At 71.8% G+C, this 12,076-nt stretch carries 10 protein-coding genes; 3 read left to right on the plus strand and 7 right to left on the minus strand.

The window, feature by feature from the left end; genetic code table 11:
* Positions 1–4: 4 nt before the first annotated feature.
* On the minus strand, positions 5–712 hold the full coding sequence (locus ACYQ1L_RS04630; RefSeq protein ID WP_460003074.1) for a GntR family transcriptional regulator: 708 nt from the start codon (positions 710–712) through the stop codon (positions 5–7).
* Positions 709–2,241 (minus strand): fumarylacetoacetate hydrolase family protein, encoded by a 1,533-nt coding sequence (locus ACYQ1L_RS04635; RefSeq protein ID WP_460003075.1) that lies wholly within the window; start codon positions 2,239–2,241, stop codon positions 709–711. Before ACYQ1L_RS04635 ends, ACYQ1L_RS04630 begins: the two co-directional genes overlap by 4 nt.
* A gap of 156 nt (positions 2,242–2,397) precedes the next feature.
* Here ACYQ1L_RS04635 and ACYQ1L_RS04640 point away from each other — a divergent pair, with 156 nt between their 5' ends.
* Positions 2,398–3,795 carry an MFS transporter gene (locus ACYQ1L_RS04640; protein ID WP_460003076.1) on the plus strand — a complete coding sequence of 466 codons (1,398 nt, stop codon included), beginning with the start codon at positions 2,398–2,400 and terminating at the stop codon, positions 3,793–3,795.
* A 139-nt stretch (positions 3,796–3,934) separates the two neighbouring features.
* Here ACYQ1L_RS04640 and ACYQ1L_RS04645 read toward each other — a convergent pair whose 3' ends face one another.
* Complete coding sequence (locus tag ACYQ1L_RS04645) at positions 3,935–4,660, minus strand: IclR family transcriptional regulator (protein ID WP_460003077.1); 726 nt, start codon at positions 4,658–4,660, stop codon at positions 3,935–3,937.
* 154 nt (positions 4,661–4,814) lie between these two features.
* On the opposite strand from ACYQ1L_RS04645, the gene ACYQ1L_RS04650 reads away from it, so the two are divergent.
* Together ACYQ1L_RS04650 and ACYQ1L_RS04655 are read left to right on the plus strand one after the other, a co-directional pair.
* Positions 4,815–6,683, plus strand: a complete 1,869-nt coding sequence (locus ACYQ1L_RS04650; protein ID WP_460003078.1) for an FAD-dependent monooxygenase — start codon at positions 4,815–4,817, stop codon at positions 6,681–6,683.
* 106 nt (positions 6,684–6,789) lie between these two features.
* A complete protein-coding gene (locus tag ACYQ1L_RS04655) occupies positions 6,790–7,236 on the plus strand; it encodes a VOC family protein (protein ID WP_460003079.1) in 447 nt (148 codons plus the stop codon).
* Here the strand turns inward: ACYQ1L_RS04655 and ACYQ1L_RS04660 are convergent, their stop codons facing one another.
* The 4 genes from ACYQ1L_RS04660 to ACYQ1L_RS04675 all read right to left on the minus strand — a co-directional run bounded on the left by ACYQ1L_RS04660 (position 7,237) and on the right by ACYQ1L_RS04675 (position 12,055).
* Positions 7,237–8,100 (minus strand): PhzF family phenazine biosynthesis protein, encoded by an 864-nt coding sequence (locus tag ACYQ1L_RS04660; RefSeq protein WP_460003080.1) that lies wholly within the window; start codon positions 8,098–8,100, stop codon positions 7,237–7,239. It abuts the gene before it with no gap.
* Positions 8,101–8,159: 59 nt separating this feature from the next.
* A complete protein-coding gene (locus ACYQ1L_RS04665) occupies positions 8,160–9,806 on the minus strand; it encodes a thiamine pyrophosphate-binding protein (protein WP_460003081.1) in 1,647 nt (548 codons plus the stop codon).
* A 228-nt stretch (positions 9,807–10,034) separates the two neighbouring features.
* Positions 10,035–11,558 (minus strand): ATP-dependent DNA ligase, encoded by a 1,524-nt coding sequence (locus ACYQ1L_RS04670; RefSeq protein WP_460003082.1) that lies wholly within the window; start codon positions 11,556–11,558, stop codon positions 10,035–10,037.
* A gap of 77 nt (positions 11,559–11,635) precedes the next feature.
* Positions 11,636–12,055 (minus strand): pilus assembly protein CpaE, encoded by a 420-nt coding sequence (locus tag ACYQ1L_RS04675; RefSeq protein ID WP_460003083.1) that lies wholly within the window; start codon positions 12,053–12,055, stop codon positions 11,636–11,638.
* Between the last annotated feature and the right edge of the window lie 21 nt (positions 12,056–12,076).

A 12,076-nucleotide genomic window follows, 5' to 3' on the forward strand; every position in this document is an offset into this window, starting at 1 on the left:
CGGGTCAGGCGGGGGGTTCGACGGCCGTCTCGGGATGGCGGGCGGCGAGGAAGGCGTCGAGCGTGCGCCAGCGGTGGTTGCGGGCCGCCAGCTCGATCTCGAGCGGATCCGCACCGCTGCGGATCAGGTCCACGATCTGCGCGTGCTCCTCGACGGAGTGCTCCGCCCGTCCGGGCACGAACGCGAAGGTCGACTCCCGGATCCCGCTGAGCCGGGCCCAGCCGCGCTGCACGAGATCCAGGATGTGCGGGTTGGGGCAGGGCTCGTACAGCACGGAGTGGAACTGGCGGTTCAGCTCGGTGAAGCGGTGCGCGTCGAAGCTGTCGAGCAGGCGCGCCATGCGGTCGTTGATCTCGAGCGCCGCGTCCAGCGCGGTCTCATCGAGCAGCGGCGCCGACAGCGCGGTGGCCGCGCCCTCGACGAGCCCCAGGGTCTGCATCGTGTGCGCGTATTCGCTCTCGTCGACGAGCGTGACCCGGGCGCCGACGTTGCGCTCGAACGTGACCAGGCCCTCGGCCTCGAGCCGGCGGATCGCCTCGCGCACGGGGACCACGCTCATGCCCAGCTCGTCGGCGATCGTGCCCAGCACGAGCCGGAAGCCGGGGCCGAAGGCGTGCGAGGCGATGCGCGCGCGGATCCAGGCGTACGCCTGCTCAGACTTGCTGCCGGCGCCCTTCGTCCCGCTGTGCTCGCTCAGGAGCCGGTCGCTCATCGGGCGTCCTTCTCCGTGCCTGAGCCCGTCGCGTGCGCGGCGTCGTACTTCGCGCGCCACTCGGCGTTCATCGGGAACAGCCCGTCGACGGGATGACCGGCCTCGACCTGCTCGGCGATCCACGCGTCCTCCTCCTCCTGGGCGAGGGCCGCGTCGGCGACCTCCTCGGCCAGAGCAGGGGGGATGACGATCACGCCGTCGCTGTCGCCCACGATGATGTCGCCCGGCTGCACCGCGGCGCCTCCGCAGGCGACGGTGACATCGACCTCCCACGGCACGTGCTTGCGCCCGAGCACCGAGGGGTGCGCGCCCTGCGAGAAGACCGGGAGGCCGATCTCTGCGACGGCGGCGAAGTCGCGCACGCCGCCGTCGGTCACCACGCCGGCCGCTCCGCGGGCCTTGGCGCGCAGGGCGAGGATGTCGCCGAGCGTCCCCGTGGTGGCATCGCCGCGGGCTTCGATCACGATGACCTCGCCCTCCGCGACCGCGTCGAAGGCGCGCTTCTGCGCGTTGTAGCCGCCGCCGTGCGTCTGGAACAGGTCCTCGCGGGCCGGGACGAAGCGCAGCGTCTTCGCGGTGCCCACGATCTTCGCCCCGGGCAGATTGGCGGAGACGCCGTCGATGAAGCACGCGTGCAGTCCGCGCTTGCGCAGCTGGGCGCTGAGGCCCGCCGTCGGGGCGGCGAGGAGCTTGTCCCGGAGGGCGGCGTCGAGCTTTCCGGTCCCCGAGCTCGTCGAAGGGCCCTGGCCGGTGGTCGTCGCATCGACGGGCTCAGCGACCGGTTCAAGGCCCGCCTCCTCGCGCGAGCCCCAGGCCTCCGCGCGCTGCAGGTCGTCGACGGCGGGCAGGGATCCGAGCGTCCCGTCGAAGGGCACCTCGCCCTGCACGACGGTCGTGCGCAGCTCGCCCGACGTGAAGGTCTGCGAGGAGTGCGGTGCATCGACCTCGACCACGACGACGTCGCCGGGGACGATCACACTGGAGCCGGCCGGCGTGCCGGTGAGGATCACGTCTCCCGGCTCGAGGGTGAAGTGCTGGGAGAGGTCGGCGATGAGCTGCGGCAGCGGGAACAGCAGGTCGCCGGTCTCGCCGTCCTGGCGCAGGTCGCCGTTCACCCAGGCGCGCACGCGCAGCGCGCCGGGGTCCACCTCGGCGGCCGGGATGAGGTCGGGTCCGAGCGGGGTGTAGCCGTCGCCGCCCTTGGAGCGCACGTTGGAGCCCTTGTCGTTCGCGCGCAGATCGTAGAGTCCGAGGTCGTTCGCCGCGGTGACCCAGGCGACGTGCGACCACGCGTCCGCCACGCTCACCCGTCGCGCGGCGGTGCCGATGATCAGAGCGATCTCGCCCTCGAAGGCGAGCAGCTCCGTGCCGGCGGGGCGCTCCACCACGCCGTCGGTGCCGGCGATCGACGACGACGGCTTGAAGAAGTAGGACGGCGCCGCCGGGATGCGGCCGCGCTGCTCTGCGCGGGAGCGGTAGTTGAGGTGGATCGCGATGATCTTGCCGGGCCGTTCGACCGGTGCGGGCATGGGCGCCTCCTCGCGCGGTGCGTGCCGAGGGCGGATCCCTTGGCGTCGTATCCGAAATCGTATATCATCGTGCCGAGCCCGGCAAGCGTCGGATCCCGGATCCACCCTGCCGATTCGCAGAGGCCACGACGACGTCGTCACGACAAGGAGAACGCAATGTCCGCAGAATCCTCACAACCCCCATCCGTGGAGGGTTTCACCCCCACCGGCACCATCGCGTCGGCCGCCGATCGGCGCCGGGTGGTCTTCGCCACCGTCATCGGCACCACGGTCGAGTGGTACGACTTCTTCATCTACGCGTTCGCGGCCGGTGTCGTCTTCGCGAACCTGTTCTTCGAGCCGATGGGCAAGGAGTTCGCGCAGATCGTGTCGTTCTTCAGCGTCGGCGTGAGCTTCCTGTTCCGCCCGCTCGGCGCCTTCCTCGCGGGTCATTTCGGCGACAAGCTCGGTCGGCGTCCGATGCTGGTCATCACGCTGCTCCTCATGGGCGCATCGACCACTCTCGTCGGCGTGCTCCCCACTCACGCCGTCATCGGCGTGTGGGCGCCGATCCTGCTGATCCTGCTGCGCGTGCTCCAAGGCATCTCCGCGGGCGGCGAGTGGGGCGGCGCGGTGCTCATGGCCGTCGAGCACGCGCCCAAGCGCAAGCGCGGCCTGTTCGGCGCCGCCCCGCAGATCGGCGTGCCGATCGGCCTGCTGCTGGCCTCGATGGTTCTCGCGCTCATGGCGCAGCTCGCGCACGGTGACGCGTTCCTGGAGTGGGGCTGGCGCGTGCCGTTCCTGCTCTCGATCGTGCTCATCGGCGTCGGATACTGGGTGCGCCGCCGGGTGTCGGAGAGCCCGGTGTTCACCGAGATCGCCGAGCGCAAGGAGGAGACGCGCATGCCGATCGTGCAGCTGCTGCGCCACCACCTGCCGCTCGTGATCGTCGCGGCCCTCGTGTTCGCCGGCAACAACGCCGTCGGCTACATGACCACCGGCGGCTACGTGCAGCACTACGCGACCGACCCGGAGGGGCCGATCAAGCTCAACCCCGGCCCGGTGTTCTGGGTGGTGGCGCTCTCGGGCGTGAGCTGGCTGCTGTTCACCTGGTTCGGCGGCTGGCTCTCCGACAAGCTGGGCCGGCGCACGACCTACATCATCGGCTGGATCCTGCAGCTCGTCGGCGTGGTGCTGCTCTTCCCGCTGACGAACCTCGGCACCGCGGCCTCACTGGCCGCGGCCCTCGTGATCCTCTCGATCGGCCTCGGCTTCACGTACGGTCCGCAGGCGGCCCTGTACGCCGAGCTGTTCCCGGCGTCGATCCGCTTCTCCGGGGTGTCGATCTCCTACGCGCTGGGCGCGATCCTCGGCGGCGCGTTCGCTCCGCTCATCGCCCAGGCGATCTTCCAGAACACGCATTCCACGGTCGGCATCACCTGGTATCTGGCGGGGATGACGGTGATCGGCCTCCTCGCGACGCTGCTCCTGCGCGACCGCAGCGGCATGCCGCTCGGCCCTGAGGCGGAGGCGGAGCAGGCGGTCAGCCCGATCCGCGGCCTGTCGAAGGCCTGACGCCCGCGCCGCCCACTCGGCAGGATCCCTGCAATTCTGGAGGACGATTCCGCCGGCACCGTCCTCCAGAACTGCATCCGTCCTGAGAAACGCGGCGCCTGGGGATCCCCCTCAGGCGCCGCGTTCTGTGATCAGCGCGTCAGCCGCCGAGCGCCTCGCGGATCGTCGTGGCCGAGCGCTGCAGCCGACCCGCGATCTCGGTGTCGGTGCGGTCGGTCGCCACGTGCACCACGGCGATCGCGGCAGGACGCTGCCCGCGCAGCGCGAGCGGCACCGCGACCGACTGCACCGTGGGGATGACCTCGTCGTGGCTCGTCGCGAACCCGGCCAGCCGGGAGCGGACGACCGCGTCGTGCAGCGCGGAGGGGGCGTCGGAGGGCCACTCCGCCTCGGGCAACTGCGCGAGGATCGCCTTGCCCGGAGCGCCCACCGTCACGGCGTGCCGTGCGCCGGGGCGCTGCGCCACGCTCGCCACGGTGTGGCGCGGCTCGACGCTGACCAGGGTGATGCACTCGGTGCCGTCCAGGACCGCGAGGAAGCACGTCATGCCGAGCTCGTTCGCGACGGCGGTGAGCTCGGGCAGGGCCTCCGCCTGCAGATCGTGCGCGACCCCGGCGGCGAGCGCGGCCATGCGCGGTCCCAGCGCGACGAGGCCTGCCGCGTCGCGCCCGACCAGGCGGTGGTCCTCGAGGGTGCGCAGGAGCCGGTACGCGATCGAGCGGTGCACGCCGAGGCGCGCGGCGATCTCGTCGATCGAGAGTGGGCCGTGCTCGTCGCCGAGGATCTCGAGGATCCTGATGCCGCGGCTGAGGGTCTGCGAGGCGGCGGCGGGCTTGGCCGCCGGTGCGGCGGGGGCGTCGGCCATGGGTCTCCCGTCTTGATCGCGATCGCGACCTCGGCTAGTCTGTGTTCAATAGTAGAACGTTGTGTTCGAATATAGAACGCGATCGCGGAGTCTGCAAGGATCTCCGCGAAACCGTGCCAAGCCCGACGGCGCCGTCAGGAAGGAATCGACGACGATGCAGTTCCACCACCACGGATACGTGTCCCACGACCCTCGGGTGCTCCCCGCCGCGGGCACGGGCGTCGACCGGCCCGACGAGCTCCCCGACACCATGGACGTGCTCATCGTCGGCTCCGGCCCCGCCGGCATGCTGCTCGCCGCGCAGATGTCGCAGTACCCGAGCCTCACCACGCGCATCATCGAGAAGCGCGCCAGCCGGCTCGTGCTCGGCCAGGCCGACGGGATCCAGCCGCGCAGCGTCGAGACCTTCCAGGCGTTCGGCTTCGCCGAGCGGATCATCGCCGAGGCCTACAACATCGGCTGGATGAACTTCTGGGGCCCGGATCCGGAGAACCCGCAGAACATCATCCGCACCGCCCGCACCGCCGACTACGCCTACGACATCTGCGAGTTCCCGCACCTCATCGTGAACCAGGCGCGCGTGCTCGACTACTTCGCCGAGGCCGCCGGGGACGGCCCCGGGCGCATCCGCCCCGACTACGGCGTCGAGTTCCTCGGGCTCACCGTGCACGAGGACGGCGAGTACCCGGTCGAGGTGCGCGTGCGGTACTCGGCGGGGGAGCGGCTCGGCGAGGAGCGCACGATCCGAGCCAAGTACGTCGCCGGCTGCGACGGCGCCCGCAGCGGCGTGCGCGAGGCGATCGGCCGCACGCACGTGGGCGCGATGGCCGCGCACGCCTGGGGCGTGATGGACGTGCTCGTCAACACCGACTTCCCGGATTGGCGCACCAAGTGCGCGATCAACGCGGAAGCGGGGAACATCCTGCACATCCCGCGCGAGGGCGGGTACCTGAGCCGGATGTACATCGACCTGGGCGAGGTCGCCGCCGACGACAACCACGCGGTGCGGTCCACCCCGATCGAGGCGATCATCGCGAAGGCCAACGACATCCTGCACCCCTATGCGATCGACGTGAAGCAGGTCGCCTGGCACAGCGTGTACGAGGTCGGCCACCGGATCACCGACGGCTTCGACGACACCGGGGAGGACGCCACGCGCCACCCGCGGGTGTTCCTCACCGGCGACGCCTGCCACACGCACAGCGCGAAGGCCGGGCAGGGCATGAACGTGTCGATGCAGGACGGCTTCAACCTCGGGTGGAAGCTCGGCTCGGTGCTGACCGGCCGCGCGCCGGCGGAGCTGCTGTCCACCTACGGCGCGGAGCGGCACCCGGTCGCGCAGCAGCTCATCGACTTCGACCGCGAGTGGTCCTCGCTCATGGCCCGCAAGCCGGAGGAGATCTCGGATCCGCAGGAGCTCGCGACGTTCTACCTGGGCACCGCCGAGTTCCCGTCCGGCTTCATGACGCAGTACGGCTCGTCGATGATCATCGGATCCGACGCGCATCAGGCGCTCGCCGCGGGCTTCCCGCTCGGGAAGCGGTTCAAGAGCGCCGAGGTCACCCGGGTCGCCGACGGCAACGTCATCCACCTCGGGCACCACGCGCGGGCCGATGGGCGCTGGCGCGTGTACGCGTTCGGCGACGCCTCCGGCCACGGCCTGGACGCTTGGGCGGCGGCCGCCGCGCCCCTGTTCGCGCGCTTCACGCCCGCCGACGGCGACGTCGACGCGGTGTTCGATGTCAAGGCGGTCTACCAGCAGTCCTACGAGGACCTGGACGTCACGACGGCCCCGGAGCTGTTCCAGCCGAAGACCGGACCGCTGGGTCTCACCGACTGGGAGAAGGTGTACGCCGCGGCCCCCTCGCACTGGTCCAAGAGCGACATCTTCGAGGAGCGTGAGCTGTCCCGCGACGGCGTCGTGGTCCTCGTCCGTCCCGACCAGTACGTCGCGGCCATCCTTCCGCTGGATGGCGTGGACGAGCTGGAGTCGTTCCTCGAGGGCGCGTTCCTCGAGGCCTGACGAAGGCAGCGCGGCGTCCGCGCGCCGAAAACGCGGGAGCCTGGTGCGGGGCGGGGCGTTTCGGTAGCGTCGGCGGTGCGCACCCTGACGCGCTCGGAGAGTGATCATGACCGACACTCCCGTGCCGGAGGTTCTGCCGGGTTCGATGATGCTGGAGCTGGTGCTCGTACCCGTCAGCGACCTCGACCGGGCCAAGGAGTTCTACGCCGAGCAACTCGGCTTCACCGTGGACGTGGACGTGGACGTGGACGTGGACGTGGACGTGGACGTGGACGTCCGCCCGCACGAGGGCGTCCGCATCGTGCAGCTGACGCCGCCCGGCTCCTACTGTTCGATCACGCTGACCGAAGGCCTACCGGATAGCCGTATGGACCCGGGTTCGCTGCGCGGTCTGCACCTCGTCGTCGCCGACATCGAGGCTGCTCGTGCAGAGCTCGTCGGGCGCGGCGTCGACGTCGCCCCCGTCGTGGACTTGGGCGGCGTGTTCTATGCGGGATTCGCGGATCCCGATGGCAACACCTGGACCCTGCAGCACATGCCGTGGCCTCGCTGATCAGCCGATCGGCGCAGCCCCGCCGGTGACGACGATCCCGCCTTCCTCCGGGACATCGACCGTGAGCAGGCTCGGCCGGCCCACGTGCGCGCCCTGGTGGATCCGCACGGCGCGCGATGCCGGCACCCGCCCGATCGCCCGCAGATAGGCACCCGTGGCGGCGGCAGCGGATCCTGTGGCCGGGTCTTCCGTGATGCGCGCGACCGGGAAGATGTTGCGGGCGGCGAACTCGTGGTCGGCGAGGGGGAGCAGCACGGTCATGGTGCCGGTCCAGCCCTGCTCCCGCATCAGTGCGGCGATCGGATCGGGCGCGAAGCGGAACTGATGGAAGATCTCCGGGTCCTCGAGCACCAGGATCGGGTGCCAGTTGCCCGCGAACGACTCGCGTGGTGGGTAGGCCGGATGCAGGTCGTCGACGCGTAGCGAGAGCAGTCCGAGGGCGTGTTCGAGCACTGCCGGATCCAGCTCTCGCACGATCGGTTCGACACTCGTGAACGACACTGCGACCGCGCCGCCGACGGCGGACGCGGTGATCGCCACTTCGCCGGCCGGGGTGTCGAACACCATCGCCCCCGCTCCGTCGCGCTCGGCGAGCACCACGGCCGTGGCGACGGTGGCGTGTCCGCAGAAGGGCACCTCCTCCTCGGGAGACCAGTACCGGAGGCGATGCCGGCGGACGCCGTCGACGGTCTCCGTGCCCAGCAGGAAGGCGGTCTCGGGATAGCCCACGTCGGCCGCGATCCTCTGCATGTCCGCGTCGGTCAGGGCACCCGCGTCGAGGACGATCCCTGCGGGATTTCCTCCGCCGGGCGCGTCGGCGAAGGCGGCGTAACGCAGGATCTGGGGCGGCGGCTCAGAGGTCATGGCTCGAGCCTAGAGCCGCAGTCGGGTGCCGGACCGCAAGCGTCCTGGCTGATGCCGCGTCAGGAGTTCACGCGGATGATCTCCTGCTGGTACGGCGCGATCACGTCACCCGAGATCCGCAGGTCGAGCACGAGGAACCGGCGGGTCGCGGGGTCCTCGGCGGTCCACGTGGCGAGCCTCTCCAGATCGGCCAGGGTGCGCACGACGACGCCCTCGGCGCCCACTGCGGCGGCGAACGCCGCGAAGTCGACCTCGGGGATGAGCATGGGCTCGCGGGCGAGACCCTTGAGGCCGTAGAGGTTCACCTCGGCGCCGTAGGCCGCGTCGTTCCAGATCACGGCCATGCCACGCCCGGCGGCGGAGCGGACCGCCGACTCCAGGTCGGCGATCGCCATGAGGCCGCCGCCGTCGCCGGAGGTCAGGACGACGGTCGCCTCGGGACGGGCGCGGGTGGCGCCGACGACGCTGGGCCAGCCCTGGCCGATGGCCTGGAACGCGGTGCCGATCATCATCATCCGGTCGGGCGACGCGACCGGCCAGTACATGTTGGCCCAGCCGATGAAGTGCCCGCCGTCGGACACCACGACGCGGTCCTCGGGCAGCAGCTCCGCGATGCGGCGGGCGGCGGAGCGCGGGTCGAGCCGGCCGTCGGGTGCAGCCTCGTCGCCGGGCTCGTACGCACGGGCGGCGGCGACGTCGACGCTCTCGCGCCAGCCGGAGCCGGCGGCGCCCTCTAGCCGGGCCACCAGCGCCTCGGCCGCGAGCCGCGCGTCGGCGCGGACGAAGCCGCCGACGTGCGCGTGCGTCGCCGCCGGAGCGACGTCGATCTGGAACACCTGGGTACCGGGAGCGAACAGCGCCCCGAAGCGCATCGTGAACTGGTTGAGCGACGCGCCGAACACGACGGCGACGTCCGCGGTCCGCACGAGCTCCATCGCGCCCTCGGCGCCGAAACCGCCCGTCACGCCGAGATCGAAGCGCTGGTCGGGGAAGACGCCGCGGCCGAGCGCAGAGGTGGCGGTCAGCGCGCCGGTCGCCTCGGCGAGGGCACCCAGGGCGTCGCCGGCGCCGGCGAGCCAGGCGCCGCGGCCGGCGAGCAGGAACGGTCGCTCGGCGGAGCGCAGCGCCTTGGCGATCCGGTCGAGCATGCCCTCGGCGTACTCGCCCTTCGGGGCCGGCGCCGCGGGGACCTGCGGCTGGGGCGCGGCGGGCACCTCACCGGCCTCCAGGGCGGCGACGTCGTAGGGGATCGCCAGGACCACCGGCACCCGGTAGGTGAGGGCGTGCTCGATGGCGATGACCGTGGTGGCGGCGGCATCGGCCCGGCCAACGGTGTAGGTGCGGGCGCCGACGCCCGAGGCGAGGGCGATCTGGTCGACGTCCCAGGGGCGGGGGCCGCTCGTGGGCTCGTCGCCGACGACGAGCACGAGCGGGATGTGCGCCTGCACCGCCTCGGCGAGCGCCGTGATCGTGTTCGTGAAGCCGGCGCCGTAGGTGCTGGTGGCGGCGGCGATGCGCCCGGAGGCGCGGTAGTGCGCGTCGGCGGCGACGACGGCGCCCTGCTCGTGGCGGACGGCGGTGAAACCGACCCCGGTCTGCTTCTCGATCGCGTCGAGGAAATAGGCGTTGCCGTTGCCCATCACGCCGAAGACGGCGTCGATGTGCTGAGCGAGGGTGAGGGCGACGTGGGCGGAGACGGTGGGCATGCGGAACGTCCTTTCGAGACGACAACGGAGACAGGATCCGTATGTGTCTCGCCGGAGCGGATCCCGGCGTTCGTCGGCGGGTCGCTGCGGGCTTCGTGCCCCTTTTTCGAGCACCGGCGCGCGGAGGCGGATGACGCGCGGGCGCCGGACGAGGAGATTGTATCGCGGCGGCGGGCCGAACCGGGGCTCGCGGTCGTGCCGCGCGCGGGCGCGCACGCCGGACTCGGTCTACTCGCGGAGCAGGGCACGCAGCGTCTGGATCGTGTCCGCCTCGGCGGCCGTCTTGTCGGGGCGGTAGCCCTTGACGCGGGCGAAGCGCAGCGCGATGCCGCCGGGGTAGCGCGGGGAGTGCTGCACTCCGTCGATCGCGATCTCGACGACGATCTCCGGCCGCAGCAGCACCGCGTGGGCGGTGCGATGGTCCTCGAAGGCGGGGAAGGTCTCGGTCTGCCAGCGCAGCAGCTCGTCGGTGAGCCCCTTGAAGGTCTTGCCCACCATGACGAAGCCACCGGGCTCGCCGAACTCGCCCTCCGGATCGCGCGCGCCGAGGTGCAGGTTGGAGAGCCAGCCGCGGCGCCGGCCGGATCCCCATTCCGCGCCGAGCACGACGAGGTCGTAGGTGAGCACGGGCTTGACCTTCACCCAGCTCTTGCCGCGGCGGCCGGCGGTGTAGGCGGATCCGATCGCCTTGACGACCACGCCCTCGTGCCCGGCCGCGAGCGCCTCGCGGGACAGCTGCTCGGCGGCCCCCGGATCGGCGGTGACCACCCCCGGCATCCGCCAGTCGCCGGCGATGCGGTCGAGCTCGGCGAGTCGCACCGACAGGGGCTCGTCGATGAGGTCGCGGCCGTCGACGTGCAGCACGTCGAAGAACCACGGCCGCAGCACGAGCTCGCGCGACACCTCGGCGCCGAAGCGGGACATGGTCTGCTGGAACGGACGCGGGCCGCCGTCCTCGTCGAGCGAGAGCGTCTCTCCGTCGAGGATGAGGTCGTGCGCGGGCAGCGCCCGGACGATGTCGACGATCTCCGGCAGCCGGTGCGTGACGTCCGCCAGGCTGCGCGTGTAGATGCCGACGTCGTCGCCGCGCCGGTGCACCTGGATACGGGCGCCGTCGAGCTTGTACTCGACCGACGCCTCGCCGGTGATCTCCAGCGCCGCGGTCGGCGTCGCGGCCGTCGCGGCGAGCATCGGCAGCACCGGGCGCCCCACCGCCAGCCCGACCGCCTCGAGGTCCTCCGCGCTGCCGGTGAGGGCGACCACGGCGGTCGCTCCGAGATCGCCGGAGAGCATCGCGGCCCGCCGCACCGCAGCGATGGGGCGCTCGGACGCCTTTGCGACCGCGTCGAGCAGCACGCCGGCGAGCGCTCCGGTGCGCAGCTCTCCGAGCATCGCCCGGGCGAGCAGGTCCCACTCCGCGGCGGTCGCACGGGTGGCGAGGCCCGCGAGCAGGCTGCTCCGCGCGGCGGCGGATCCGGATCCGGAGACCGCGGCCAACTCGTCCAGCGTGTGATCGACCTCTGCGATGGTGAGGGTCGGCTCGGCGGCATGCACCACGTCGACGGCCATGAGTCCGCGCCAGCCGACGCCGAGCCGTCCCTGCCGCGGCGACGCGAGCAGCAGGCCCATCAGCGGCGCCAGCTCGCTCGGATCGGCCGCGCGGAGCAGCCGCGCCAGCGCATCGATCTTGGCGAGGCGCGACGACGTGGCGGCCACCTCATCGGTCGCCGTGACCAGCTCCGCGAGCTTCATGTCGGCATTCTCGCACCGGCGGCCGACATCGCGGCGGCTCCCGGGCTCACACCCCGGCGACCGCCCGCGCGGGGTGCTCAGAGGGAACGCGAGATCAGCTCCAGAAGCGCCCGTCCGTACGCCTCCGCCGGATCCGGATGCTCGAACTCCAGCAGCTCGCCCGCGATCTCGATCTCGACGCGGAAGGTGTCCTCCTCCCGGACGAGGCGGCGGAACGTCCCGCGCAGCAGCTCGCGCAGCTGGTCCTCGCGCGGCAGCCATACGGCTCCGGATAGGGGGACCGCATCGAGGGCCCACTCGGTCGTGCCGTTGAAGGCGAGATGGATGCCGCTCGGGGTGCGCCGCGCATCGATCGTCATCCCGCTCACGGTGTAGACGTCGGCCTCGACCTCCAGCTCCACCTCCTCGGGGAGGTCCAGCTGGAAGCGGTCGCCCTCGGCGGGGTGCCAGACGAGACCGGCGTCGCGCAGCTCCAGCGCCAGTTCGCGAGTGATCACGGTCGCATCCTCGGAATGCTC

Source organism: Microbacterium xylanilyticum, assembly GCF_054654695.1.